27 protein-coding genes are annotated in these 26,123 nt (G+C 65.9%); 7 read left to right on the forward strand and 20 right to left on the reverse strand.

Annotated features, from left to right (window positions below; translation table 11 throughout):
- Positions 1-31 precede the first annotated feature (31 nt).
- Positions 32-2,206, forward strand: a complete 2,175-nt coding sequence (locus tag G9Q80_RS19180; RefSeq protein ID WP_043144289.1) for an RNA degradosome polyphosphate kinase — start codon at positions 32-34, stop codon at positions 2,204-2,206.
- A gap of 378 nt (positions 2,207-2,584) precedes the next feature.
- On the forward strand, positions 2,585-3,661 hold the full coding sequence (locus G9Q80_RS19185) for a hypothetical protein (RefSeq protein ID WP_088715834.1): 1,077 nt from the start codon (positions 2,585-2,587) through the stop codon (positions 3,659-3,661).
- On the opposite strand, the gene G9Q80_RS19190 is transcribed toward G9Q80_RS19185, so the two are convergent.
- The gene (locus G9Q80_RS19190) at positions 3,646-4,026 is read right to left on the reverse strand and encodes a hypothetical protein (RefSeq protein ID WP_133066430.1); all 381 of its coding nucleotides are present in this window, start codon (positions 4,024-4,026) and stop codon (positions 3,646-3,648) included. The two genes, G9Q80_RS19185 and G9Q80_RS19190, sit on opposite strands and share 16 nt — an antisense overlap.
- 46 nt (positions 4,027-4,072) lie before the next feature.
- On the opposite strand from G9Q80_RS19190, the gene G9Q80_RS19195 reads away from it, so the two are divergent.
- Both G9Q80_RS19195 and G9Q80_RS19200 read left to right on the forward strand, forming a co-directional pair.
- Positions 4,073-5,371 carry a flagellin N-terminal helical domain-containing protein gene (locus tag G9Q80_RS19195; protein ID WP_088715833.1) on the forward strand — a complete coding sequence of 433 codons (1,299 nt, stop codon included), beginning with the start codon at positions 4,073-4,075 and terminating at the stop codon, positions 5,369-5,371.
- A 116-nt stretch (positions 5,372-5,487) separates the two neighbouring features.
- Positions 5,488-7,035: a Ppx/GppA family phosphatase gene (locus tag G9Q80_RS19200; protein WP_088715832.1), complete on the forward strand. Its 1,548-nt coding sequence runs from the start codon at positions 5,488-5,490 to the stop codon at positions 7,033-7,035.
- A 31-nt stretch (positions 7,036-7,066) separates the two neighbouring features.
- Here G9Q80_RS19200 and G9Q80_RS19205 read toward each other — a convergent pair whose 3' ends face one another.
- The 6 genes from G9Q80_RS19205 to G9Q80_RS19230 all read right to left on the reverse strand — a co-directional run bounded on the left by G9Q80_RS19205 (position 7,067) and on the right by G9Q80_RS19230 (position 13,159).
- Positions 7,067-7,447 carry a hypothetical protein gene (locus G9Q80_RS19205; RefSeq protein WP_088715877.1) on the reverse strand — a complete coding sequence of 127 codons (381 nt, stop codon included), beginning with the start codon at positions 7,445-7,447 and terminating at the stop codon, positions 7,067-7,069.
- A gap of 40 nt (positions 7,448-7,487) precedes the next feature.
- A complete protein-coding gene (locus G9Q80_RS19210; RefSeq protein WP_088715831.1) occupies positions 7,488-8,498 on the reverse strand; it encodes an endonuclease/exonuclease/phosphatase family protein in 1,011 nt (336 codons plus the stop codon).
- Between the two features lie 6 nt (positions 8,499-8,504).
- Positions 8,505-9,188, reverse strand: coding sequence for a molecular chaperone DjiA (locus G9Q80_RS19215; RefSeq protein ID WP_043144284.1), 684 nt, complete (start codon positions 9,186-9,188; stop codon positions 8,505-8,507).
- Positions 9,189-9,269: 81 nt separating this feature from the next.
- Entirely contained in the window at positions 9,270-9,881 is a 612-nt protein-coding gene (locus G9Q80_RS19220) for a VOC family protein (protein ID WP_088715830.1), read from the reverse strand.
- Between the two features lie 228 nt (positions 9,882-10,109).
- Positions 10,110-12,248, reverse strand: coding sequence for a methylmalonyl-CoA mutase (gene scpA, locus G9Q80_RS19225; RefSeq protein ID WP_088715829.1), 2,139 nt, complete (start codon positions 12,246-12,248; stop codon positions 10,110-10,112).
- Positions 12,249-12,271: 23 nt separating this feature from the next.
- Complete coding sequence (locus G9Q80_RS19230; protein ID WP_232788239.1) at positions 12,272-13,159, reverse strand: hypothetical protein; 888 nt, start codon at positions 13,157-13,159, stop codon at positions 12,272-12,274.
- A 177-nt stretch (positions 13,160-13,336) separates the two neighbouring features.
- Between G9Q80_RS19230 and G9Q80_RS19235 the strand changes: the two genes are divergently transcribed.
- On the forward strand, positions 13,337-13,771 hold the full coding sequence (locus tag G9Q80_RS19235; RefSeq protein ID WP_373286030.1) for a DUF4174 domain-containing protein: 435 nt from the start codon (positions 13,337-13,339) through the stop codon (positions 13,769-13,771).
- Between the two features lie 13 nt (positions 13,772-13,784).
- On the opposite strand, the gene G9Q80_RS19240 is transcribed toward G9Q80_RS19235, so the two are convergent.
- The 11 genes from G9Q80_RS19240 to G9Q80_RS19290 all read right to left on the reverse strand — a co-directional run bounded on the left by G9Q80_RS19240 (position 13,785) and on the right by G9Q80_RS19290 (position 21,554).
- On the reverse strand, positions 13,785-14,303 hold the full coding sequence (locus G9Q80_RS19240) for a hypothetical protein (RefSeq protein ID WP_133066429.1): 519 nt from the start codon (positions 14,301-14,303) through the stop codon (positions 13,785-13,787).
- A gap of 81 nt (positions 14,304-14,384) precedes the next feature.
- Positions 14,385-14,777, reverse strand: a complete 393-nt coding sequence (locus tag G9Q80_RS19245) for a hypothetical protein (RefSeq protein ID WP_133066428.1) — start codon at positions 14,775-14,777, stop codon at positions 14,385-14,387.
- 33 nt (positions 14,778-14,810) lie between these two features.
- Positions 14,811-16,811 (reverse strand): acetyl-CoA carboxylase biotin carboxylase subunit, encoded by a 2,001-nt coding sequence (locus G9Q80_RS19250; protein ID WP_088715827.1) that lies wholly within the window; start codon positions 16,809-16,811, stop codon positions 14,811-14,813.
- Positions 16,812-16,937: 126 nt separating this feature from the next.
- Positions 16,938-17,150, reverse strand: coding sequence for a hypothetical protein (locus G9Q80_RS19255; protein WP_043144244.1), 213 nt, complete (start codon positions 17,148-17,150; stop codon positions 16,938-16,940).
- A 138-nt stretch (positions 17,151-17,288) separates the two neighbouring features.
- Entirely contained in the window at positions 17,289-17,483 is a 195-nt protein-coding gene (locus G9Q80_RS19260; protein ID WP_088715826.1) for a hypothetical protein, read from the reverse strand.
- Positions 17,484-17,841: 358 nt separating this feature from the next.
- Positions 17,842-18,204, reverse strand: coding sequence for a hypothetical protein (locus G9Q80_RS19265; RefSeq protein ID WP_069209938.1), 363 nt, complete (start codon positions 18,202-18,204; stop codon positions 17,842-17,844).
- A gap of 150 nt (positions 18,205-18,354) precedes the next feature.
- On the reverse strand, positions 18,355-18,498 hold the full coding sequence (locus G9Q80_RS19270) for a hypothetical protein (protein ID WP_162846276.1): 144 nt from the start codon (positions 18,496-18,498) through the stop codon (positions 18,355-18,357).
- A gap of 214 nt (positions 18,499-18,712) precedes the next feature.
- Positions 18,713-19,207, reverse strand: coding sequence for a DUF6497 family protein (locus G9Q80_RS19275; RefSeq protein ID WP_088670430.1), 495 nt, complete (start codon positions 19,205-19,207; stop codon positions 18,713-18,715).
- Positions 19,204-19,548: a hypothetical protein gene (locus G9Q80_RS19280; protein WP_088715825.1), complete on the reverse strand. Its 345-nt coding sequence runs from the start codon at positions 19,546-19,548 to the stop codon at positions 19,204-19,206. The genes G9Q80_RS19275 and G9Q80_RS19280 overlap by 4 nt, the downstream gene beginning before the upstream one ends.
- Positions 19,545-20,003 carry a hypothetical protein gene (locus G9Q80_RS19285; protein ID WP_133066427.1) on the reverse strand — a complete coding sequence of 153 codons (459 nt, stop codon included), beginning with the start codon at positions 20,001-20,003 and terminating at the stop codon, positions 19,545-19,547. The genes G9Q80_RS19280 and G9Q80_RS19285 overlap by 4 nt, the downstream gene beginning before the upstream one ends.
- Before the next feature lie 18 nt (positions 20,004-20,021).
- Complete coding sequence (locus tag G9Q80_RS19290; RefSeq protein ID WP_043144239.1) at positions 20,022-21,554, reverse strand: acyl-CoA carboxylase subunit beta; 1,533 nt, start codon at positions 21,552-21,554, stop codon at positions 20,022-20,024.
- Positions 21,555-21,732: 178 nt separating this feature from the next.
- Here G9Q80_RS19290 and G9Q80_RS19295 point away from each other — a divergent pair, with 178 nt between their 5' ends.
- Together G9Q80_RS19295 and G9Q80_RS19300 are read left to right on the forward strand one after the other, a co-directional pair.
- Positions 21,733-22,959, forward strand: a complete 1,227-nt coding sequence (locus tag G9Q80_RS19295; RefSeq protein ID WP_088715823.1) for a multidrug effflux MFS transporter — start codon at positions 21,733-21,735, stop codon at positions 22,957-22,959.
- Positions 22,960-23,002: 43 nt separating this feature from the next.
- Positions 23,003-24,403 carry a helix-turn-helix domain-containing protein gene (locus G9Q80_RS19300; protein WP_043144237.1) on the forward strand — a complete coding sequence of 467 codons (1,401 nt, stop codon included), beginning with the start codon at positions 23,003-23,005 and terminating at the stop codon, positions 24,401-24,403.
- Positions 24,404-24,702: 299 nt separating this feature from the next.
- Here G9Q80_RS19300 and G9Q80_RS19305 read toward each other — a convergent pair whose 3' ends face one another.
- Both G9Q80_RS19305 and G9Q80_RS19310 read right to left on the reverse strand, forming a co-directional pair.
- Entirely contained in the window at positions 24,703-25,386 is a 684-nt protein-coding gene (locus G9Q80_RS19305) for an N-acetylmuramoyl-L-alanine amidase (RefSeq protein ID WP_463352348.1), read from the reverse strand.
- A gap of 8 nt (positions 25,387-25,394) precedes the next feature.
- The gene (locus G9Q80_RS19310) at positions 25,395-26,099 is read right to left on the reverse strand and encodes a hypothetical protein (protein WP_088670432.1); all 705 of its coding nucleotides are present in this window, start codon (positions 26,097-26,099) and stop codon (positions 25,395-25,397) included.
- Between the last annotated feature and the right edge of the window lie 24 nt (positions 26,100-26,123).

A 26,123-nucleotide genomic window follows, 5' to 3' on the forward strand; every position in this document is an offset into this window, starting at 1 on the left:
CCTGTTTCACTTGCGGAGGCATAAGCGCCCCATGACTCAAGCCGACTTTCTCAAAGCCCCGCTGCCGCCCGCCACCGACCTGCCGGACCTCGATCCGGCCGGCCCGGGACGTTTCCACAACCGCGAGCTGAGCTGGCTCGGTTTCAACTGGCGGGTGCTGGAAGAGGCCGAGAATCCCCGTGTCCCGCTGCTGGAGCGGATGCGCTTCCTGTCGATCTCGGCGGCGAACCTGGACGAGTTCTATACCGTCCGTGTCGCAGGCCTGCGCGAGCTGGCCCACAACGGCAATACCACCCCCGCCGCCGACGGCCTGACGCCGGCCGAACAGCTGGTGCTGATCGACGAAGACGCCCGCAGCCTGATGGCCGAACAGCAGCGCGTGCTGACGCTGCTGCGCGACCTGATGGCCGAGGAAGGCATGTCCATCGTCACCCGCTCCGACCTCACCGAGGCGGATGTGAAATATCTGGCAGAGGCCTTCCTGGCGCAGGTCTTTCCGGTGCTCTCGCCGCTGGCGATCGACCCGGCGCACCCCTTCCCCTTCATCGCCAACATGGGGTTTTGCCTGGCGCTGCAACTGGAACGCATCCGCGACAAGCGGCCCTTGCAGGCGCTCCTGCCGATCCCGCAGCAGATCGACCGGTTCATGGAGCTGCCCACCGGCGACCGCGAACACCGCTTCATCCAGCTTGAGGACGTGCTGCTGCTGCACATCGACAGCCTGTTCCCGGGCTACCGGGTCAAGGATCACTTCGGCTTCCGCGTGCTGCGCGACAGCGACCTGGAAGTCGAGGAAGAGGCCGAGGACCTGGTGCGCGAATTCGAGGTGGCACTGAAGCGCCGCCGCCGCGGCGAGGTCGTGCGCCTGACCGTCACCAAGGGTGCCCCCGAGGGGCTGCGCAAGATCGTCATGGACGAGCTGCACGTCCGCCCCGAGGAAGTGATCGAGCTTGAAGGCATGATCGGCGTGGCCGACACCAAGGAACTCGTGATCGACGCCCGCCCCGACCTTCTGTGGCCCTCCTTCACGCCACGGGTTCCGGAACGGGTGCAGGACCACGACGGCAACATGTTCGAGGCGATCAAGCAGAAAGACATGCTGCTGCATCACCCCTACGAGACCTTCGACATGGTGGTCCGCTTTCTCAAGCAGGCGGCGCTGGACCCGGACGTTGTGGCGATCAAGCAGACGCTTTACCGGACCTCCAAGAACTCTCCCATCGTCGAGGCGCTCTGCGAGGCGGCGGAGGACGGCAAGTCGGTGACCGCGCTGGTCGAGCTCAAGGCGCGGTTCGACGAAGCCGCCAACATCCGCCAGTCGCGGCGGCTGGAACGCTCGGGCGCGCATGTGGTCTATGGCTTCCTCGACTGGAAGACCCACGCCAAGATTTCCCAGGTCGTCCGGCGCGAGGGCGACCGGCTGGTGACCTATACCCACTGGGGAACCGGCAACTACCACCCGATCACCGCCAAGATCTACACCGACCTGTCGTTCTTTACCTGTGACGCGGCGCTGGGGCGGGATGCGGCCAAGATCTTCAACTATCTCTCCGGCTACGCCATGCCCGCCGGGCTGGAGAACCTGCTGATCTCGCCGCATTCGCTGAAGACCGGTATGATCGCGATGATCGACCAGGAGATCGAACACGCCAAGGCGGGCCGCCCGGCGCAGATCTGGATCAAGATGAACTCGCTGATCGAGCCGGACATGATCGACGCGCTCTATCGCGCCAGCCAGGGCGGCGTGAAGGTCGATTGCGTGATTCGCGGCATCTGCGGGCTGCGGCCGGGCATCAAGGGCCTGTCCGACAACATCCGGGTCAAAAGCATCGTTGGCCGGTTCCTGGAACATTCGCGGATCGTCTGTTTCGGAAACGGGTCCGGCCTGCCGAGCAAGAAGGCGCGGGTCTTCATCTCTTCCGCCGACTGGATGGGCCGCAACCTGAACCGCCGGGTCGAAACCGGGGTCGAGATCCACAATGCCACGGTCAAGGCGCAGATCGTCAGCCAGGTCATGGCGGCGAACCTGGCCGACACGGCACAAAGCTGGGTCATGGAGCCCTCGGGCAAATTCACCCGTTATCCGGTGCCCGAGGGCGAGTTCTCGTTCAACTGCCACCGCTTCTTCATGGAGAACCCCTCGCTCTCCGGGCGCGGTTCGGCGGGCGCCTCGGACGTGCCCAAGCTGACCCATACCAGCGACTGACGCGGCACTGTGCTCATGAACGGAAAGCGCCCCTGCGGGGGCGCTTTTGCGTTTTGGGGGGACCCGGAAGACTTGCGCTATATCAGGCATGATGCTGCTGGCGGGATTCACCAGCCCGTCCATCACCCGCTTCACGCCCTGACGGTCACTTGCTGCAATTGGCAGAACGGTCGGCGTTTCGCCTTGATGCGCCGACGATGAGCGCAATGCCCAGAGCGGCCAGCCTCGACGGAAATGCCCCGTCGCGATAGGATGCACGGCAGACCCGTTGCCTGCGACCCCCAACGGGTTGCGGTCCGTTCGCTCCTTGTGACACCGATGTTGAACTTGCATGGAATATTGCTCGCCTGCCTTCTCCCCGGACTTGCCGGTCCGGTATTGGCCGAACGCGAGGTTCATGTCGTATCGGTCGGCGATGGATACCAGACCGAAGATTACTATGCGCTGCCCGAGGCCCGGCTCGTGGTGGACCGCCCGGGCGAGGAAATCGGCCTTGTGTTGCTGGACGGCGGCGCATTGCACTGGAAAGTTGAAGCCACGGCCGGAACCATCATCGGCGAAATCATCAGGAGTGGCCCTGGCCCAACGGACAGCAAAGTCACTCTCAACGGGATTCCGATGGCTGGCGTGCAGGTCTCCGGGTTGCCCCTGGCATTCCGCCCGCTGGGGAGCGAGTTCCGAACGCTGGTCGAGGCCGTGACGGACAGTATGAAAACAGAGCGCCTCAGCAGCTTCCAGGGGGTGCACAAGGCAACCGACGTGCCGGTCAGGGTGGATCATGTCGACACGAGAACCGAGGGGCTCTCGCGTGACTACCTTTCACGGCGCCTGGGCGAAAACGACGATCTGCCGCCGAAGATCCGCGACTGGACCCGGAACCGGGGAGAGAAGACAGATTTCACTCTGGTCTTCGATGAAACCGGGATCACGCTTTCCAGCCCGACAGGCACACGACGGTTTGCGGTCTCACCCGGTGTCCCCGATGTCCTCTTGCCGGCAACGGCGGTGTACGACCCGGGCTCGCAGATGATCTATAGCATCACGTACGGCGACGAGGGCTACCTGTACTCTGTCGACGGTCAGACCGGGGTATGGGCCGTCGTGACCGACCTGGACGAGTATGATGCCGCGGAGATGCTCTATGACGCGGAAAGCCGCTTGCTGATTGCCACAGGCGCATTTTCCCGACCAGGCGAGATCAGGATGTTCGGGTTGGACGGACGTCGTTCTTCGATCTTCATCCCGACCACCTCTTTTCCCGGACTGACGGACCTGTTCGACTACGGCAACGAACACGGGCCTCCGCTGAAACCCTACATGTTCAGCGACGGATGGCTCCTTCTCGAAGCGGTCGCGCGCCGCGACGGCAACACTCCGGTCGCGGGGGATTACCGGGTCTATGCCGTCCAGGTTGACACCGGGGAAGTCCGCTTGCTGACCTATGGCAATGACTGAGCGGCCAACGAGACAGGATCGTCGAAAGACTGATTTGTCCGCCGAACCGACACCACGAGCAGCTGCATCGCGCATGCTTTCACGGGTGTTCTAGGGTCAAACGCCGCCGCGCGAAGGCAATTGCCCGGCACGTCGTTACAGAAATTGGCGGCACACCCCTCCCCTGTTTCGAAATCGGCAACCTCTGTTTCCAGATCCTCAATAAACCGCGGACAATTCGCGCCATAGTCTTGCCCCAGTATCACCCCGGCAGCGCCGCAAATCGTTAAAGACGGGTTAAAGACAGCCGGGCAATAGTCACCCTGCACGAGCTTTTCGTGGCGCGGGCGACCCCCTGTCGTCCGCAGCGTCAGAACGGCGGCCATGATGCCGGGCGCGAAACGCGCCCTCTGACGAGAAAGGCGAAAGCGAATGTCGAGTATCAATTCCAATCCCGGGGCCACGGCGGCCCTTCAGACGCTGAAAGCGATCAACGCCTCGATGGGCGACACCCAGATGCAGATCGCCACCGGCAAGAAGGTGGCCTCTTCGCAGGACAATGCGGCGGTCTGGGCGATTTCCAAAGTCATGGAGGCCGACGTCCAGGGCTTTCAGAAGGTGTCCGACAGCCTGAGCCTGGGCCAGGCGACGATTTCCGTCGCCCGCCAGGGTGCCGAGACGGTGACCGAACTCCTGACCGAGGTGAAGGGCAAGATCGTCGCCGCGCAGGAGGAAAACGTCGACCGGGCCAAGATCCAGACCGATATCGACGCCCTGCGCGACCAGATCAGCTCGATCGTGAGCGCGGCGCAGTTCAACGGCCAGGCCATGCTGACCAACACCGACCAGACCGCGGGGTCCGGCGGCATCAACGTCCTGTCCTCGCTCAACCGGACGATGGACGGCGTGACCTCCAGCGACATCCGGGTGTCCAAGCAGGACCTGGGCCAGGGCCAGAGCAGCATCGGCAGCGGCCTGACCGCGCTGGCCGGCGCGGCCAATGACATCACCGGCACCGGCGACGGCGCGGCGGCCACCATGACGGGCAACGCCACCGCCCCCACCGGCACAACGACCTTTGGCGCCGCAGCCACGACAACCGTCGCCGCCGGGACCGGCTTTTCGGTCGAGATCACGGCCACGGCGGGCAATGGCCCCTCCAACACCGCTGATCGCAACGACATTTCCTATGTCGCCCGCGATGGTGACACGATGGAAGACGTGGCCGCGGGCCTCGCCGCTGCCTTCAACAAATATGTCAGCGACGACCTGGGCGCCGGCAACGCGGGCACCATCGACGCCACGGCAAGCGGCAACCAGATCACCTTTACCGGCGCGGACCAGGGCGGCGACAACTTCTCCATCACCGTGCAGCAGTACGACCCCGATGCCACCACGACAATCGGCGGCGGACTGGCGGAACTGGGGAACATCGACGTCACCACCCAGGCCGGCGCCGACAGCGCCCTGGCCGAAATCGAGGGCCTGATCCAGACCTCCATCGACGCAGCCGCCGCCTTCGGCTCTGCCGAGATGCGCCTGGATACGCAGAAAGACTTTGTCGCGGGCCTGACCGACGCGCTGAAATCGGGCATCGGAACGCTGGTGGATGCCGATCTCGAAGAGGTTTCCGCCAAGCTGCAGGCACAGCAGGTCCAGCAGCAACTGGCCATGCAGGCACTGTCGATCGCCAACCGCGCACCGCAGTCCCTGCTGTCGCTGTTCCGCTAAGCAAGATGCACCAGACCTTGAGAACGACACGTCAGTGCCGCGCAAGGTCTGGTGCTTTTGATTGACCCCCCGGGTTCGATAGGGCCATAACCCCGCCGAGAGACAGCGGGATTCGGATGGACGGGCAAGAGGAAACGCACGGGCACTGGGACCCGTTTGGCAGGCCGCTCTTCAACGATCCGAAGGCGCGGGCCCTGTCCCGGGTGGGTGTCGTGGACATCGGCTCGAACTCGGTCCGGCTGGTGGTCTTTGACGGGGCTGCGCGCAGCCCGGCCTATTTCTACAACGAAAAGATCATGTGCGGCCTGGGCGCCGGGATGGCCGAGACCGGCCGCCTGAACCCCGAGGGACGCGAGCGGGCGCTGCGCGCCATGCTGCGCTTTCGTGCCCTGGCCAAGGGCATGGACCTGCCCGACCTGACCGTGGTGGCCACCGCAGCGATGCGCGACGCCGAGGATGGCGAGGAATTCCGCCGGGTGCTGGAATCCGCCACCGGCCTGCGGGTCTGGGTGATCGACGGCGCCGAAGAGGCGCGGCTGTCGGCGCAGGGCGTTCTGCTGGGCTGGCCCGGCAGTTACGGCCTTGTCTGCGACATCGGCGGGTCCTCGATGGAACTGGCGGAAATCCACGACGGAGAGGTTGGCCGCCGCGTGACCTCGCCGCTGGGACCGCTGAAACTGCGCGATATCGAAGGCGGGCGCAAGGCGCGCGACAAGCAGATCAAGCGCGAGCTCAAGGCCCTGGCCGAACACATGGGCACCCAGCGCGACCGGCTGTTCCTGGTCGGTGGCAGCTGGCGGGCGATCGCACGGATCGACATGCACCGGCAGGGCTATCCGCTGCAGGTGCTGCACGAATACCGGATGGACGCGGATTCGGTCCGCGAGACCGTCGCCTACATCGAGGCCAACGAGGATCACGACGCGCTGCGCAAGGCCTGCGGCGTCTCGGCCGCGCGGATGGCCCTGGTCCCCTTCGCCAGCGAGGTCCTGTTGCGCCTGCTGGAATGTTTCGAACCCAAGGACATCGCGATTTCCAGCTACGGCATCCGCGAAGGCATGCTGTTTGAACAGATGCCGCAGGAACTGCGCGACCGCGATCCGCTGATCGAGGCCTGCCGCTTTGCCGAGGCCAAGGACGCGCGGATGCCCGGTTTCGGCGCCGCGCTCTATGATTTCGTGCTGCCGCTCTTTCCCGATGCCAGCGCCTCGCGGCGGCGGCTGATCCACGCGGCCTGCCTGCTGCATGACGTCAGCTGGCGCGCGCATCCCGACTATCGCGCCGAGGTCTGTTTCGACAACGCCACGCGCGCCAACATGGGCGGGTTGAAGCACTGGGAACGGGTCTACCTGGGGCTTGCCCTGCTGCACCGCTATCGCAACAAGCGCGAAGGCACGCGGTTCGAGGATCTCTTTGCCCTGCTCGACGCCCCGCACCAGACAGAGGCAGAAGTGCTGGGCAAGGCGCTGCGTTTCGGCGCGATGCTCTGGACGCTGAAAGCGGACGGCACCGGCCCGCGGCTGGCCTGGGATGCCGAGACCAGGGCGCTGGAACTGCACCTCGACGGCACCACGGCCCCGCTTTACGGCGAGGTGGGAGAGGCCCGGCTCAAGGCCCTGGCCGACGCGCTGGGGGCAGACAGCCGCGAAGTCATGATCGTCTGAGCCCGCATCCGGCCCGGCGATCCGACCGCTCTTACAGGTCGATCTTTTCGTCCGGCGCCGCCTGCGGCTCTGGCAGGTCGGGCGCCTCGGGCACCAGCGGAACCCGGCGGCGAATGATGATGTCGCCGTTTTCCAGCATCTCGGGCGGGTGATAGAGCGTCCAGTCCTCGACCTTTTCCAGGATCTCGCCCAGGGCGGGCCCCATCTCGGCGGCGAAATCGCGCATCATGGGCTGCATCTCGCGCAGGGTCCTGTCCATCTCCTCCAGCGCCGGTTCCATCTCTGTCATCAAGCCGCGCAGAAAGAGCTTGGCCCCCTCTTCCATCAGGTTGAGACCATCCGGTTCCTCCTCGGCGGCCAGCGGCGCGGCGACAAGGGTCAGGACAAGGGCGGGCAAGGCAAGCTGTCTCATGTCCATAGATATAGGCACCGGGACAGGGCCTGGGAAGGGTTCAGAGGTCGATGTCCAGCGTGACCGGGAAATGGTCCGAGGCCACCAGCAGCGAGGCGCGCAGGGCCTCGTCCTGCCAGCATTCCGCGTCGTCGAAGGGATGCCAGATGCGCCAACGCGGGTTCCGCGCCCGAAGCCCCGGCGAGATCATCACGTAATCCAGCAGCGCCTGCAGGTAGCGTTTCTCGTCGTAGAGGAAAAAGCGCGCGGTGGTGGGCTGCGCCCCCAGCCGCCGCTGCAGCGCCTCGGCCGCGTGCGGGTCGTAAAGATGCAGCTCTTCGCCGTCGCCATCGCCCAGCAGGATCTCGACCGAGCTGCGCCCGAACAGCCCCTCGTAACTGTCGAGGCCGGGGCCGTCGTTCAGGTCCCCCATCAACACCAGGTCCTCGCCCGCCTCAAGGTGTGCTGCCACCCGCCGGCGCAGCCAGACCGCCTGGGCCAGTTGCTTGCGCCGGTTGGCGATGGCCAGTTTCATGACCTCGTCCTGGCCCTTCGCCCCATGCGGCGCCTTGGATTTCAGATGCGCCCCGATGAACCGCAGGCTGTGGCCCGACATGGTTTCGACCGCCAGTTCCAGCGGCGGCTTGGAAAAGACCACGCGGTCGGCGCGGGCGTCGATGTCCAGGTCGATCTCGAACTCGGTGTCAAAGCGCGGCGCCACCTTGCTGTCCTGCGGATCGTGACGCACGCGCAGCTTGTCCGCGTCATAGAGCAGCGCGATTTCCTGCTGGGTGTTGTTGACGAACCCCGTGGCCACCTCGCGCGTGCGCAGCCCCGCGGCCTCGGCGAAATTGGCCAGTGCGCGGGTGGTGGACCGGCGGCGATTGGTGTCGGGCGCCTCGATCACCATGATCGCATCCGCCTCCATTCGCCGAAAGACGTAGCCCAGCGCCTCCAGCTGGTCGCCCCGGGCGATGCGATGACGCCCGCCCAACTCGTTGTCGATCAGCGGGCGGCCCTTGTCATCGAACAGCGAGTCGAACCATTCGACGTTGTAGCTGGCCAGGCGCATGGCCCGTCAGGCGGTTTCGCGCGCGGAAATCTCTTCCCAGGCGCGGTTGATGTCGATCAGCCGTTTCTCCGCGATCTTGACCGCCTCCTCGGGCACGCCCCGGGCGATCATCGCGTCCGGGTGGCTTTCACGGACCAACTGCCGCCAGGTCTTGCGGATCTGGTCCAGCGGCATCTCCGGGCTGACCCCAAGAACCGTGTAGGGATCGGGCGCCGCATCGGGCACGAAACGGCTGCGCAGGGTGCGGAACTGTCCCTCGTCCATGCCGAAGATGACGGCGACATCGGCCAGGAAGGCATCCTCTGCCGGGTGATAGGTGCCATCGGCCAGGGCGATGTGGAACAGACCTTCCATCAGGTCGCAAAGCGTGCCGGTGCCCTGCCCGAACATGGTCGCGATGCGGCGGGCGTAATCCTCGTATCCGGCCACGTCCTGCCGGGCGAGGTTGAAGACCCGGGCTGCCCCGGCCTCGTCCTCGCGCGCGATGTGGAACACCTCGCGAAAGGCCGTCACCTCGTCACGCGTCACCAGCCCGTCGGCCTTGGCCATCTTGGCCGACAGGGCGATCACGGCGATGGTAAAGGCCACGCTGCGCTCGGGCGGCGCGCGCAGCCGGTCAAAGACGGCGGTCAGCCCCTCGCCCGAGGTCAGGGCCTGCAAGGCCCGCGATATGCGTGTCCAGATCGACATGGTGGCAAGTCTACGCGCTCCGGCAGGCGCTGTCAGGGGCGGATCGGGGAAAATTCTGCACCTGCGAACACCCGTCGCGGGTCAGAGGCGGATCGCGTCCTCCGGGCCGGTCATCTCTGCCGACAGACGCGGGCTGTCGGCGGGCTCGAACCGCACCAGCGGCGCCTGCAGATGCGGCGCCAGCAATGCCTCCAGGGCCGCTGCCTCGGGATGCACCACGGTCAGGCAGGTCAACGTCAGCCCCGAAGGCGGCAGGCTTTGCCCCGGCGGGCTCGGCACATGCCACTGGATCAGCGCCGGGAACAGCCCGTCAAAGGGCAGCCTGCCATCCTCCGGCACCGCCATAGACCAGCGCAGCCCGTCGCGTTCCAGGTCCACCCGGCGCCCGGCCACCGGCAAGGCGGCGATGGCGGCGTCGATGTCCGGCACCCGGCAGATCCACTTGTCGAGCCGCGCCGGCCCGCTGAAATCATCCAGCCCGAACCAGCGTGCATCGGGTGGCGACGGGGCATCGGGGTCGATGGCGATGGCCTCCAGGTAGAGGTGCGGCGCCAGGCCGATCAGCCGGTTATGGGTGCCATAGCGCGCGTGTCGTCCGCCCGGCCCCATCGGCACGCCCAAGGCCGCCTCGCAACAGGCCACGGCCGCCGCCAGGTCCGTGCCCGCCACGGCAATATGATCGAGTTCCATCATCGCGCAGGCCCTTTCATCCTACTCCGACGGCGACGATAGACCCGCGCCAAAGGGATGAACAGGGGCCACCGTCCGGCCTGCTCCTTCCGCTGCAGGCCCAGGAGCGCCCCTTGCTTCTTCTTGGTGTAAATACCCCCAAACGGGGGCGCAGCCCCCGACGCGCGCGCCCGACAGGGCGCGCGCGGGTCGGCCCGCGTCAGCGGGCCGAAACCTCTCTCGAACCGTGGCTCAGGCCGCGTCGGCGCGGGCGTCGCGGATCAGCCTCAGGATGTCCTGTGCCGCCTCGGGAATGTTGGTCCCTGGGCCAAAGATCGCCTTGACCCCCGCGTTGTAGAGGAACTCGTAATCCTGGTGCGGGATCACCCCGCCGCAGATCACGATGATGTCGCCTGCGCCCTGCGCCTGCAGCTCCTTGACCAGTTGCGGCGCCAGCGTCTTGTGGCCGGCAGCCTGGCTGGAAATGCCGATGACATGCACGTCGTTGTCGATGGCGTCCTGCGCCGCCTCTTCGGGCGTCTGGAACAGCGGGCCGACGTCCACGTCGAACCCGATGTCGGCAAAGGCGGTGGCGATCACCTTGGCGCCCCGGTCGTGGCCGTCCTGGCCCATCTTGACCACCAGCATGCGCGGGCGGCGTCCCTCGGCCTCTGCGAAATCCTCGACCGATTTCTGGATCGCGGCAAAGCCCTCGTCGCCTTCGTAGGCGGCGCCGTAGACGCCCGCCAAAGTCTTGACCTCGGCGCGGTGACGGCCGAATTCCTTTTCCATTGCCATGCTGATCTCTCCGACAGAGGCGCGCGCGCGGGCCGCTTCGACCGCCGCGTCCAGTAGGTTCCCCCCTTCTTTCGCCCGGCGCGTGAGCTCGTCCAGCGCCGCCTGACAGGCCGCCTCGTCGCGGCTGGCCCGGATCTTTTCCAGGCGCGCCACCTGGCTTTCGCGCACCTTCTGGTTGTCGATGTCGAGGATGTCGAGGTCATCCTCCTTGTCGAGCTTGTACTTGTTGACGCCGACGATCACGTCGGTGCCGCGGTCGATGGCGGCCTGCCGCTGAGCGGCGGCCTCCTCGATCCGCAGCTTGGGCATGCCGGACTCGACGGCGCGGGTCATGCCGCCCATCTCGTCGACTTCCTCGATCAGTTTCCAGGCTTCCTCGGCCAGGTCATGGGTCAGTTTCTCGACGTAGTAGGAGCCGGCCAGCGGGTCGACCACCTTGGTCACGCCGGTTTCCTCCTGCAGCACCAGCTGGGTGTTGCGGGCGATGCGGGCGCTGAAATCCGTGGGCAGGGCGATGGCCTCGTCCAGGGCGTTGGTGTGCAGCGACTGCGTGCCGCCCAGGACCGCCGACATCGCCTCATAGGCCGTGCGGATGACGTTGTTGTAGGGGTCCTGTTCGGCCAGCGACACACCCGAGGTCTGGCAGTGCGTGCGCAGCATCTTCGACCGCGGGTTCTGCGCGCCCAGTTCCGTCATGATCCGGTGCCAGAGCATCCGCGCCGCGCGCAGCTTGGCCACTTCCATGAAGAAGTTCTTGCCGATGGCAAAGAAGAAGGACAGCCGCCCGGCGAACTTGTCGATGTCCATCCCTGCTTCCATCGCGGTTTTCACGTATTCCTTGCCGTCCGCCAGCGTGAACGCCAGCTCCTGCACCAGGTTCGCGCCGGCCTCCTGCATGTGGTAGCCGGAGATGGAAATCGAGTTGAATTTCGGCATCTCGTTCGAGGTGTACTCGATGATGTCCGAGATGATCCGCATCGAGGGTGCCGGCGGGTAGATATAGGTGTTGCGGACCATGAACTCCTTGAGGATGTCGTTCTGGATGGTCCCGGACAGCACCGACTTGTCGTGGCCCTGTTCCTCACCCGTGACGATGAAATTGGCCAGCACCGGGATCACCGCGCCGTTCATGGTCATCGACACCGAGACCTTGTCCAGCGGGATGCCGTCGAAGAGGATCTTCATGTCCTCGACGCTGTCGATGGCGACACCGGCCTTGCCCACGTCGCCGACCACGCGGGGGTGGTCGCTGTCATAGCCTCGGTGGGTGGCCAGGTCGAAGGCGACAGAGACCCCCTGCTGACCGGCGGCCAGGCCACGGCGGTAGAAGGCATTGCTCTCCTCCGCGGTCGAAAACCCGGCATATTGCCGGATCGTCCAGGGACGGCCGGCGTACATCGTCGCCTTGACGCCACGGGTAAAGGGCTCTGCCCCCGGCAGGGTGCCCATGTGGGGCAGTCCCTCGATGTCGGCGGAGGTATAAAGCGGCTTGACCGCGATGCCTTCGAGCGTGTTCCAGGTCAGGTCGTCCAGCGGGCGGCCCCGCAGTTCCTTTTCAGCCGTCTCGCGCCAGCTTTCGGGCAGATCCGTCATCGTCTCGTCCTCTCTTCAAGTCTTCATGGCAGCCGGGTCCGGGTCTCTGTCCCGGTTGACGGCTGCGGGGTCTCTGTCAGTGTGGCCAGCCCGTCGGCGCCCGCGCGCAGCCAGGCCAGGTCCTGTTCGTAGGCATGGCGCAGGCGCGCCGATTGAACCTCGTCGAAGGGCGACCAGCGCGTCGGCACCGGGGCCTCTTGCAATCCGCCCGTGTCCTCGCCCCGCGCCTCCAGCGCCGCGTGCAGCGCGGCGGTGTCGGGGCGGCGGTTTTCCAGGAACCGCCCGGTGTCCGCCAGCGGCAGGCCCGGTTCCCCGGTCATGACCTGCAACAGCAGGTCGGGACGGTCGGCGAAACATTCGAAGGGCGTGACCTGGATCCTTGCATCAGGACAGGCGCAGGCCAGGTCGGTGATGACAGCGCGCCAGCTGCGCGTGCCCCGCGCCAGCGCGGCAATGGCGTCGGGCGCCGGGCGCGACTGCCCGCGCGGCACCAGGTAGGCCGCCACCGAGGCCCACCAGTGATCCAGCGAGCGGATCTGCAGCGTGATCTTCACCACGCCCCCGGCCGCTGCCGACAGCCGCGCCATCCTCTCGCCGATCGCCGGGTAAAGCGCCTGCTGCCGCAGGCAGTTGCGCGCGGTGCCGATCATGTTCTCATCGGTGATGACCAGGTGGCGCAGGCCGAGACCCCGGGATTTTTCCAGGTTCACACCCAGACGCCCGGCGGCGCGACGGGCGGCCTCGGGCGACTCGGGGCGTTCGACCACGTCGAAGAGCAGGCCGTTGCGTGTCCTGCGCGGGCCCCAGAAGCCGATACCGCGCGGCTTGAGCGCGGCACCATACGTGCGCAGGTAGGCCTGGAAACTGGTGGTGGCGGTGCGGTGGGCACCGGCGTGCAGGATGATGTCCATCAGGCAATGCCCCCCGGTCGCGACCCCGAGGCGCGGACTGCGCCGGGGTCCTGGAACGGGCGCGAGACTGCGCCGGGACAGGTGAGAATGCCGTTAAAGGTAAAATTTTTCCGGGCACTGGCGCGGGAAAGCTGTGCAGCCCGCCGGTCCGCGCTTATATCTTTTGTCATGCATGGTTTGACCCGACTGATCGCCGCTGCCCTGATGGGCGCCTTTGCCAGTACCTCGGCCGCCCAGGGGGCCGAGACCACGGATGATTTCGAGATGATCCGACCCGCGGCCGAAACCTCACTGGAGGACTGGCTGTGGATCAAGCGGCCCGTCGTCGTCTTTGCCGACAGCCCCGCCGACCCGCGGTATGTCGAGCAGATCAACCTGATCACCGAACGGCTGGACGCGCTGGAAGAGCGCGACGTGGTGGTGATCACCGACACCGATCCCGGGGCGCGCAGCTCGGTCCGGCAGAAACTGCGCCCGCGCGGGTTCATGCTGGCGATCCTCGCCAAGGACGGCAGCATCGTGACGCGCAAACCCGGCCCCTGGTCGGTGCGCGAGATCTCTCGCTCGATCGACAAGCTGCCCCTGCGCCAGCAGGAGGCACGCGACAGGTAAGCCGCATCGCCGGTCAGACGTTGCCGCGCAGGAAAAAGGCGATCTGCGAGGGCCGGTGCAGCAGCGCCAGCGCGTTGGTGGCGGGATCGTAGATCATCACCGTCTCGTCCGACATCAGCGCCAGGTAGACATCGGCCTGGAATGTCGCGTCCATGCAGGCGCGGGCCGGGCCGACAAAGCTGGAGATCAGGCCCAGCCCCTCGTAGAGATTGACCGACATCAGCCCCTCGGACACCATGTTGGGTGTCATGCCGGGGATCTCGAAGGCCACCGCGCGGCCCTGCGACAGCAGGCGCTGACCGGCGTGCAGATCGTCCACCCGCCGCAACGGACCGGAGGCCCGCACCTCGCCCGAGATCGTGTCGAAGATCGCCGCCGTGCAGGTCCCGTGCGAGGTAAAGGCCCGCGTCTGTGCCAGGAAGACCCAGGTGCCCAGCTGCGCGCGCACCGCCTCTTCGGTGTCGAGGCGGAAACAGCCCGTCAGCAGCCCCCAGAGGGCCGCAAGAACCAGCATCCGCCGAAGAAACCGCACCAGACCGCCCTGCCCCCTTGCCCGTACTCGTTGCGGGCAGGTTAGTGCCAAGGCGTTTAGGATCCGTTGCCGAGAGCCGGGTCATCCGCCGTCCCCCGTTTCTGCCCGCGGTTCGTCGCCGCGCAGACGCAGGTGCAGGGCAATCCCGCCGATCCCGAACATCAGGGCATAGCCCAGCAGGCTGCCAGCCCCGGCCGCCAGCATCCGGAAATAGACCGCGCAAAAGACCAGCGTCATGACCGCCAGCACAACCAGCGGCCCGCCAAGGTAAAAGCCCCAGCCGGGCAGCAGGTCCAGAAGCGCCGCCAGCAGGGCCAGGTAAACGGCATAACCGGTCCCCACCGAAACGATGGAGACCGCAAGCGCGCTGCCGACGAACAGCGCGTTGCCGCCCTCTGTCGGCACCACGAACCACAGGCCGACCGCCACCACCCCCGACACCACCAGCCCGGCGAGAAACGCCAGGCTGTGCATGAGCCAGATGCGGAGGGCGCGGCGGACCATGCCTTATTCGAACTCCATGATGACGTCGTCGACGGCCAGGCTGTCGCCCGGTCCGGCGTTGATCTTGGCCACCACGCCCTTCTTCTCGGCGCGCAGGATGTTTTCCATCTTCATCGCCTCGACAGTGCAGAGCGCTTGCCCCTCCTGGACCTCGTCGCCCTCGGCCACGTTGACCTTCACGATCAGGCCGGGCATCGGGCAGAGCAGCATCCTGGAGGTGTCGGGCGGCAGTTTCTCGGGCATGAGCCGGGCCAGTTCCGCCTGCCGGGGTGAGCGGACATGGACGCGCATATCGGCGCCACGGGTGCGCAGGCGGAAGCCATGCGTGACCTTGTCGACCTTCAGCACCAGCGGCGCGCCGTTCACCGTCATGTGGGCCAGCGTGTCGCCCGGGGTCCAGCGGCCCTCGACGCGCAGGCTGGAGCCATCGGCGAAATTGACGGTCGAGCCATCGGGGTCGGCGTCGATGACGACGTCGTAATCGACCCCCTGCAGGCTGACGACCCAGTCGCTGCCGACGCGGCGTTCGTGGTTGCCAAGACGCCCGGTGACACGGGTGCGCCGGATCTCGGCCACGCGGTTCATCGCGGCAGCAGCGGCGGCAACGCGCTTGAGCTCATCCTCGCCCAGGGTCACGCCCTCGAAGCCCTCGGGGTATTCCTCGGCGATGAAGGCGGTGGTCATGTCGCCCGAGATGAATTTCGGGTGGTCCATGACGGCGGCGACGAAGGGCAGGTTGTGGCCGATGCCCTCGACCTCGAAACTGTCCAGCGCGTTGCGCATGGTCTCGATGGCCGCGTCCCGCGTCTTGCCCCAGGTACACAGCTTGGCGATCATCGGGTCATAGTACATGCTGATCTCGCCGCCCTCGTAGACGCCGGTATCGTTGCGCACGATGCCCTCGCTCAGTTCGCCCTCGGCGGGCGGACGGTAGCGGGTCAGGCGGCCGATGGAGGGCAGGAAACCACGATAGGGATCCTCGGCGTAAAGCCGGTTCTCGATCGCCCAGCCGTTGATCTGCACGTCGTCCTGGGTGATCGACAGCGGCTCGCCATTGGCGACGCGGATCATCTGTTCGACCAGGTCGACGCCGGTGATCAGTTCCGTCACCGGGTGTTCCACCTGCAGGCGGGTGTTCATTTCCAGAAAGTAGAAGTTCTTGTCGCCGTCGACGATGAATTCCACGGTGCCGGCGCTGGCATAGCCCACCGCCTTGGCCAAGGCGACCGATTGTTCGCCCATCGCCTTGCGGGTTTCGGGGTCGAGGAAGGGGCTGGGCGCCTCTTCGACGACCTTCTGGTTGCGGCGCTGGATCGAACATTCGCGTTCGTTCAGGTAGATGCCGTTGCCGTGGGTGTCGCAGAGCACCTGGATCTCGATGTGGCGCGGCTGGGTGACGAATTTCTCGATGAAGATCCGGTCATCGCCAAAGCTGCTGGCGGCCTCGTTCTTGGACGACTGGAAGCCCTCGCGCGCCTCTTCGTCGTTCCAGGCGATGCGCATGCCCTTGCCGCCGCCGCCGGCACTGGCCTTGATCATGACCGGGTAGCCGATCTCGTTCGAGATCTTCACCGCTTCCTCGGCGTCCTCGATCAGGCCCATGTAGCCGGGGACAGTGTTGACCTTCGCCTCCTGGGCGATCTTCTTGGAGGTGATCTTGTCGCCCATCGCCTCGATTGCGCCCTTGGGCGGTCCGATGAAAGCGACGCCGGCGGCTTCGAGGGCCTCGGCGAATTTCGGGTTCTCGGACAGGAAGCCATAGCCCGGGTGCACCGCCTGCGCGCCGGACTGCTTGATGGCGCCCATGATCTTGTCGATCACGATATAGGACTGGTTCGCCTGCGGCGGACCGATGTGCACGGCCTCGTCGGCCATTTCCACATGCAGCGCGTTCTTGTCGGCGTCCGAGTAGACCGCCACCGTCTTGATGCCCATCTTGCGGGCGGTCTTGATGACCCGGCAGGCGATCTCGCCCCGGTTCGCGATCAGGATCTTGTCGAACATGTCTGTCCCTTCTTCTTGGCCCGCTGGGGGGCTGCGTCTGAACATGCAAACGCCGCCCGGGGCAAAAACCCCGGACGGCGTTGAAACGGATCTGTGGCGGCGCCGGTCCGGCGCGCGCGGGTCTGATCAGCGGTTGCGGCAAACCTCTGGCGTGACGTCGTCGCAGACGACACCGGCCGCGCCGCCGATGGCGGCACCGGCCGCCACGTTGCGGCCCGTGGCCGCGGCGCCAGCGGCACCGATGCCAGCACCGATGACGCCACGTTCGATGTCTGTGCCTTCACAGGCAGCCAGGCCGAGGGTTGCGACAAGTGCCGCGGAAATCGTGAGTATACGCATGAGGACCACTCCTTCTCCCATGTCAGTGCGTCGGGATCATTACCCGACAACGCGGCGCGGGAAAGTTGGTTCCAGTGCGGATGGCCAGGGGCGGCAAGAACCGGCGCAAGGCCGGCGAAGAGCCGCCGAAAGGCAGGGTCAGCAGCGCGAAGGGTAGCGGCTGCAATAGTTGATGTTGTTCGCGACCCCGACCCGCGAGCCGGAGAGCACGTTGACGTCGAGCGCCACGGCGTCCTCGCTCTGCTCGCCCAGGTTGTCGCCGCAGGCCGCAAGCGCGACCAGTGCGACCAGCGCAAGGGATGTGCGGTGCGTGTTGATGTCCCGTCCGTGCATGTGAGGCTCTCCTCATCGTTCTGCGACTGCTCGGGATGCAGGGAACACCATGCAAGGGGGAAAATCCAGTCTCTTGTCCCAACGTCACCCGTAGAGCGCGAATATCCGCCAAGCCATTGACTCGGAGCGTGTTTCGCGAGGCAAGTACGGAAATGGGGCGGCCGGGCCGGGGACTGACCTGACCGCCCCCTAGGGGGTTGGGTACCGCGGAGACACAGGGACGAAATAGGACCTTCGCCGCGACCCGTGATCACGCTTGCAGAAACGCCGCGATCTGCAAAGCCCGCAATCCGTGCAAAATTTCCATCGGCAATCGCCCGCGCAATCTGGCGGCGAACTGGCAAGAAAGCGCCCAAGCTCATTCCCAGTCCTCCGACGGTTCGAAGGCCTCGGGAAAAGCCGCCCGTGCGGCACTCTCGTCGATGACCAGGAGCGCGTCGTAGCTCTCCGGGTCGAAAGGGTCGTCGTAGGGCAGGACCTCGCGGCCAAAGAGCCAGGACAGGCGGCCCGCGTCGAGGTTGCCCCGTTCAAAGGGTTCGTCCCCGAAATGCTGCCAGAGCGCGGCCATGAAGGCGGTGTCTGCGCGACGGTCGGCGGGCCGGCGGTCGCGGTAACGCTCGCGGCGGGTGATCGGCGTGACGCCCTTGGGATTGGCGCGGCGGATCGTGAACTGGAAGTCGGTGCCGGTCAGACGGCCCGGGAACCCGCGGTGCTTCAGCATGTGCCCGCCTCCCCGACAGGGAGAGACGGCACAGCAGGTGATCGCGCGCCGGGACGGCGCGCAACGATGGCATTGCTCGTCAATCCTCCGCCTGCTGCCCCGAACTGGCGGAAAGGCGGGACGGACGCGCGCGCCCGCCCCGATAGGTTCTTACTTGTACTTGCCCGTGTAGACCGGCTCGACCGAGATGGGCTCGGGATCGACCACGATGTACTCTTCTTCTTCCTGCTGTGCGCAGGCGGAAACGCCGGCGATGACAGCAAACATGGCAAGCAGTTTGATGCTCTTGGACATCTTCTACTCCTGTCTAGTGCAACGAAACATTCAGCGCGCGAGCGCCCTGCCTGTCCCCGTTCAGAGGTTTCGATTGCTTGGGTGCAATCAGTCACGAACCTACCCGACTGTCGGGGAAAAAGATACGCACCCTTGGGCAACGAATCGGGTTGTGACTCAGAAGCCTCATAAACTTGTCCACATGAGAGTCGTATCGCAAGATATTGTGGGACCATCAGAAAGCCTCCCAAATGCAGAGGTCGCTTTGGACAAAGAAACTCTCGAAAAACTGCGTTACATCGGGGGTCATGATCCCGAAATCGACCGGTTCGGACATCAGCGTGATGACAATGGTGGCCGGTTCGCCGCCCGCGTCGGTCACACGGCGCAACGCGTCCTGCGTGCACAAGAGCTCGATATCGCCCGCCACTTCCTCGAAAGGCAGTTCGGCGGTGTCCAGTGCGGGCACGACGTAGCGAACCCGCCAGAGCGGCGGTTCGGCGATGACGTCATGATACGTGAATTCCAGCCCCGAGGTCGGCAGGATGTCCTTCAGGACCGGCGCAGCTTCTTCCTGTGCGCGCAGCGGCCCGCAAAGGACCGCCAAGGCCAGGATGGGTGCGAAGAACAGGCGGCAGCCCCGGTACCTGCGAGCGATGCTCGCGGCTCCTCCCACCGGGGCCGCCAAAGCCCCGGGCACACCCGGGGCGTAAACTCTGGACCGGTTCATGAGCGGTCCTCCCCTGCCCAGCGCAGCCAGCGGGCGCGGTGCGCCGGGCTGTCGAGCAGATCGCGGATGCGGCTTTCCGTGCCTTGCGGCGCCCGCCCCTGAAGGCGACCGCCGGCGCGCACGGTCAAACCGCCTTCCGCCGCGTCAATCTGTATCACCGGTGAAAAACCGCGCAACCCCTGAAGCGCGCGCCAGAGGTCCTGCCGGATGTGGCGCGCCAGCCGCGAGGGGCGCACCGGCGGAAAGTCGCTGACCGCCGAGACATCGAACCGTGGCGGCCAGTGCCGGGCCAGGACGTATTGTTCCGGGTCGCTCCGGATATGCCATGCGTCGCGTTTCATGCCCTCACCCATTTCCGCAACCGGGCCATCAGACCGCGGGATTGCGCCGCCGCCAGCGCGGCGGCCTGTGCCCGCTCCTGTTCCGCCCGCTCGATGAAGATCAGCGCATACGGGCGAAGGGCCTCTTCGGGCCCGCCTTCCAGACGCTTCATCACCTTGTTGTAGGGCACCGCGCTCAACCCGCCTTCGCGCAGGATAAGCGGCTCACCCCGCGCGCCTGCCACCCAGCTCCCGGCCCCGGCGCGGATGATGACCTCGCCGACATAGCAGGAGGCCGCCTGCAGCAGCAGCCGAAACCCCGACCCGCCGCCCTCGCCCTGGGCGAGGTCGTCCAGGATTTCCTCGACGAGGCCGAGGCTGTCGAGGCTGAAATCCATGTCACGCCCATAGACGTCGCGCGCCGTCTTGACGAAGGCAAGCGCGACCTGGGGCGCCCGTTCCGGACCGGGGATCATGCGCGGGCCCTCCAGCACTCAAAGCGGGATATTGTTGTGCTTCTTCCAGGGCATCTCGCGTTTCTTGTCGCGCAGCATGGCAAAGGCCCGCGCCACGCGCCGCCGGGTCGAGCGCGGCTGGATCACCTCATCGACAAAGCCGCGTTCGGCCGCGATGAAGGGGTTCGCAAAACGGTCTTCATATTCCGCCGCGTGCCCGGCGATCTTTTCCGCATCACCGAGGTCAGCACGGAAGATGATCTCGGCCGCGCCCTTGGCGCCCATGACGGCGATCTGCGCCGTGGGCCAGGCATAGTTGACGTCGGCGCGCAGGTGTTTCGATGCCATCACGTCATAGGCGCCGCCATAGGCCTTGCGGGTGATGACGGTGACCATCGGCACCGTCGCCTCGCCATAGGCAAAGAGCAGCTTGGCGCCGTGCTTGATGACGCCGTTGTATTCCTGGGAGGTGCCGGGCAGGAAGCCGGGCACGTCCACAAGCGTCAGGATCGGGATTTCGAAACAGTCGCAGAAGCGCACGAACCGCGCCGCCTTCTTCGAACTGTCGATGTCCAAAACACCCGCCAGCACCATCGGCTGGTTCGCCACCACGCCGACGGTCTGCCCCTCAAGGCGGATGAACCCGGTGATGATATTGCCCGCGTGATCGGCCTGGATCTCGTAGAAATCGCCTTCGTCCGCGACCTTCAGGATCAGTTCCTTCATGTCGTAGGGCATATTCGGGTTGTCGGGGATCAGCGTGTCGAGGCTGGGCTCGATCCGGTCGACGTCATCGAAGAAGGGACGGACCGGCGGCTTTTCGCGGTTCGACTTGGGCAGGAAGTCGACCAGGCGGCGGACCTCGGCCAGCGCCTCGACGTCGTTTTCAAAAGCGCCGTCGGCGACCGAGGATTTCTTGGTATGGGTGCTTGCGCCGCCCAGTTCCTCGGCGGTGACGACCTCGTTGGTCACGGTCTTGACCACGTCGGGGCCGGTCACGAACATGTAAGAGGTGTCCTTCACCATGAAGATGAAGTCGGTCATCGCGGGCGAGTAGACCGCGCCGCCGGCACAGGGGCCCATGATGACGCTGATCTGCGGGATCACACCGGAGGCCTCGATGTTGCGCTGGAAGATCTCGGCATAGCCGGCAAGGCTGTCGACACCTTCCTGGATGCGGGCGCCGCCCGAATCGTTCAGGCCGATCACCGGCGCGCCGTTCTGCACCGCCATATCCATGATCTTGCAGATCTTCTGCGCATGGGTGGCAGAGACCGACCCACCCAGAACGGTGAAATCCTGGCTGAAGACATAGACCATGCGGCCGTTGATCGTGCCGACGCCCGTCACGACCCCATCACCGTAGGGGCGGTTCTTTTCCATGCCGAAATCGGTACAGCGATGGGCGACGAAGGTGTCGTATTCCTCGAAGCTGCCCTCATCGACCAAAAGCTCGATCCGCTCGCGCGCGGTCAGCTTACCCTTGGCGTGCTGGGCGTCGATACGTTTCTGCCCCCCGCCCAGGCGGGCGTTCTCACGGCGGTCGTGCAGTTCCTGGATAATGTCTTTCATCTGGCGGCCCCTTTCGCTTTGGCGCGAAAATACAGGGGAATCCCTGCGCCTCAAGGATTTCCTCGCAAATTTGCAAATCCGGAAAATAACGACCGCCGCATAATGCAAATATGGAAATTACATGTCGGCAGCATGTAATGTATGGACATTTCCCACGGTGCGCCCTACCCCATTCCGCATGAGCCCGAATTCTCCGGCGCGCTTTCTCGACCGAAGCACCCCGCCACATATCGCAACACTTGTCCTGATGGCCGGCATGTCCGCGCTGGCCATGAACATCTTCGTGCCCGCGCTGCAGATCATGGCAAACTGGTACGCGGTGGATTACGCCCTGATGCAGGCCTCTGTGACCGGATACCTGGCCGGGAACGCGGTGCTGCAACTCTTTATCGGGCCGATCTCGGACAAGCTGGGCCGCCGCCCGGTGATCATGGGCGGCATCGCGCTGTTCATCCTGGCCACCATCGGCTGTCTGCTGGCAACGAACATCACGGTCTTCCTGATCTTCCGCATGCTGCAGACCACCATCGTGGTGACGATGGTCCTCAGCCGCGCGGTCGTGCGCGATCTCTACCCGCCGGATGAGGCCGCCTCGATGATCGGCTACGTGACGATGGGCATGTCCCTGGTGCCGATGCTTGCGCCGGTGCTGGGCGGCCTGCTGGCCGAATCGTTCGGATGGCAGTCCAACTTCTGGCTGATGCTGGTGATGGGCGTGCTGCTCCTGTGGCTTTGCCACAACGACCTGGGTGAGACCAAGGCCAGCAGCGGGCTGAGCCTGGCACAGCAGTTCCGCGAATACCCCGAGCTGTTCCGCAGCCCCCGCTTCTGGGGCTATGCCCTGGCCTGCGCCTTTTCCTCGGGCGCCTTCTTCTCCTATGTCGGCGGCGCCTCCTTCGTGGGGATCGAGGTCTTTGGCCTCTCGGCCAGCCTGCTGGGCCTGCTCTTCGGCGCGCCGGCGATCGGCTATGCCCTGGGCAACGGCCTGTCCGGGCGCTTCTCGGCCCGGTTCGGGGTGAACACGATGGTGCTCTGGGGCGGGCTGATCGTGGCCGGCGGCGTCGGCCTGTCGCTGATGCTCTTTGCCATCGACATGGGCAACGCCTTTACCTTCTTCGGCTTCATGACGCTGGTCGGATTGGGCAACGGGCTGACGATCCCCAATGCCACCGCAGGCGCACTGTCTGTCCGCCCGCATCTCGCGGGCACCGCCTCTGGCCTTTCCGGCGCCATCATGCTGGGCGGCGGCGCGGCCCTGTCGCAGCTGGCCGGTGTCCTTCTGACAGAGGATGCGGGCGTCTGGCCGCTGCTCTGGATCATGTTCGGCTCCGGCGTGGCTTCTGTCGTGGCGGCGATGCTGGTGATCCGCAGGGCACGTCGCGTCGGGGGGCTGGACGCGGCCTGACAAAGTTTGCATCTTTGCCCGACTCGTTCGCAAAGATGCAAAGATGGCCACCCAGAAACTCTATGCCGGCGCCAAGCTGCGCGACATCCGCACCCGCCTGAACCTGACGCAAAAGGATTTTGCCGCCAAGCTCGGCATCTCCCTGCCCTATCTCAACCAGATGGAGAACAACAACCGGCCGGTCAGCACCACCGTCGTGCTGGCCCTGGCGCAAGAGTTCGGCTTTGACGTGACGGAGCTGGGCCAGGGCGATGCCGAACGGCTGGTCACCGACATGCGCGAGGCCCTGGCCGATCCGATCTTCGGCGAACACAGCCCTCAGCTGGCCGACCTGCGCCTGACCGCCTCCAACGCGCCGGTGCTGGCGCGGGCCTTCCTGGCGCTGCACCGGGCCTACAGGCAGACCCATGAACGCCTCGCCTCGCTGGACGAGGCGCTGGGGCGCGAGGGGGCGCAACTTCAGCCAAGTCCGTGGGAAGAGGTGCGCGACTTCTTCCACTACTGCGACAACTACATCGACGCCGTGGACCGCGCCGCGGAACATTTCGCCAAGCTGCACGGCAGCGAGACGGACATGCGCGCCGCCGCCATCGAGCGGCTGGAATCGCGCGGCATCACGGTGCGGCAATCGCAGGGAGCCCCGATGCGCGCCTTCGACGAGGACCGCCAGGAACTGGTCCTTTCCTCGCTGCTACCGGTTGAGACCCAGACCTTCCAGCTCCTGGTCCAGGTGGCACTTCTGCGCCAGAACCAGCTGCTGGAAGCGACGCTGGATCTCGCCCGCTTTCAGAGCGACGAGGCCCGCGCGATCGCCAAGCTCGGGCTTGCCAACTATTTCGCCGGGGCCGCGATGATGCCCTACAAGGCCTTCCTCTCGGCGGCGCAGGAAACCCGGCACGACCTGGAACTGCTGGCCGCGCGTTTCGGCGCCTCGATCGAGCAGGTCGCGCACCGGTTGTCGACGCTGCAACGGCCCGGCGCCAAGGGCGTGCCCTTCTTCTTTGTCCGGGTCGACCAGGCCGGCACCATCACGAAACGCCATTCCGCCACCCGGCTGCAATTCGCCCGCTTCGGCGGCGCCTGCCCCCTGTGGAACGTGCACCGCGCCTTCGAAACGCCCGGCCGTTTCCTGCGCCAGCTTGCGGAAACCCCGGACGGCGTGCGCTACATCAGCCTCGCGGTGGATGTCTCGAAGACCGGTGGCCACTTCGGCGCCCCCGTCCGCCGCTACGCCATTTCCATCGGTTGCGAGGTGCGCCACGCCGCCGCCCTCGTCTATGCCGACGACATGGATTTCACCCGTCCCAGCGCCTTCGAGCCCATCGGGATCAGTTGCCGTATCTGCGAGCGCACCCATTGCCACCAACGCTCTGTCCCGCCGCTGGAAAAACGCCTGACCACCACGCCCAACCACCGCGACGTGCTGCCCTACCGCCTAGATTGAGCCTGATCTTCGTTCCGGAGCCATCCCTCGTCCCGCGTGCCGAAAGACGGCACCGGGCGACCGGGACAAGCTAAATCGCGGAGGGGCCCCGCTTGCGGGGAGACCGCTATTTTACTTGGCGCGGGCGCACGGGGCTGTCAGGCACAAAGCGGGATGAGGGATGGATCAGGGACGAAGATCTTCGTTCTGGTGAATTGCGAAGTTCCGGACCACCAAGCCACCAGCGACCGATCACACAAAGGCGTCACGCGCCCAAACGCGGATAAAAGCGCGCGGAAGCGCTCAATTCAGCAACCGGCTCAGACGTCCCGACAGGGAAACCGTCGCGCCAGATCCGCCATGATCGCGCAGTCCTCACCATCGTGCGGCCCCTTCGCCCAGGGGCGAAAGCGCATCCGCACCGCAGCGAGCACCGCGCCCTGCGTCTCCGGGGTCACCTCATAGCCGAAGCTCCGGCAGTCCTGCCAGAACCGCGCCTCGTCCAGTTCCTCTGCGCCCGCTTCCGGCCAGACGGCCAGTCCGCACAATGCCAAGCGACGCCAGTCGAACCGCGCGCCGGGGTCGATCTTGCGTCCAAGCGCGGTGTCCGAATGGCCGACGACACGCTCCGGCGGCACCGTCCAGCGGGAACAGATTCCGCGCAGCAGGTCCTCCAGGACCGCCATCTGCGGCTCGGGGAAGGGATGAAACCCGGTATTCGCAAGTTCGATCCCGATGGAATGCGAGTTCACGTCCGCCACGCCCCCCCAGCAGCCGCGTCCGGCGTGCCAGGCACGATCTTCCTCGCGGACCAGCTGCCAGCAGCGCCCGTCTTCGGCGATGACGTAGTGACAGGAGACTTCGCTCTCGGGATTGCACAGCCAGTCGCGCGCCGCTTCGGCGGAGGTCATGGCGGTGTAATGCAGAACGACCATATCCGGCGCGGAGACACCGCGCCGGTCACCGAAATTCGGCGATGGATACCATTCGGGGGTGGGCGTCACCGCAGGGGTCAGCCGCCGCGCACGGCCCGGAAAGGCGCCGGGGTCCAGGTGCAGGCAAAGCCATCGCCGTCCGGATCCATGCCCTTGCGGTCCTTTTCCGGTCCGCCCAAGCGCAGGAAATCCTCCTGCGCCAGATCGGCCGAGGAATATGTCGAACAGGCCCGCTGATACCGTGCCTGCGCGTTAAAGCTCGACCGTTTGTAGAGCGCCGTTCCGACCGGGTTGGTCGTGCGCAGGGCATATTCGACGATGTTCGGAGCGTCGGTGCCGGGACGCTTGGGCAGGGCCTCGGGTTGAACCACGGTATATTGCGCGCGGTTGCGTTCGATCAGGCGGGCGTCGGCGTCGATGTCGCGGGTACGCGAAACGGCGCTGAAGTCGTTCTCACCCGAGATGCCGCGGGCATTCGACACGATTTGCGGCGGCGGGTTCGACGGGTCCGCCTCGACCGGGGCCACACCGGAGTTGGCCTGGCGGGCCGCTGCCGCTGCGCGGGCCTCGTCCCCGTCGATGGGGCTGGACTGGACGTCCGGCGCCACGGGAATAGGCCCGGCGTCGCCATTCAGCTGCGCCTCACGGCGGGCGGCATAGTCGTCATAGTTGCCAAAACCAACGCCGGTGCCCGGGTCAGCCACCCCGGCACCGCTGTCGGGAACACTGGGTTCGCAAGCCGCCACGGCCAAGGCCGCCACAACCAGTAGATAGTTCCGCATCGTCTGTCCTGCCTGTGCTTTGGC

The sequence above is a fragment of the Mameliella sp. LZ-28 genome, from assembly GCF_012274245.1.
GTDB lineage: Bacteria > Pseudomonadota > Alphaproteobacteria > Rhodobacterales > Rhodobacteraceae > Antarctobacter > Antarctobacter albus.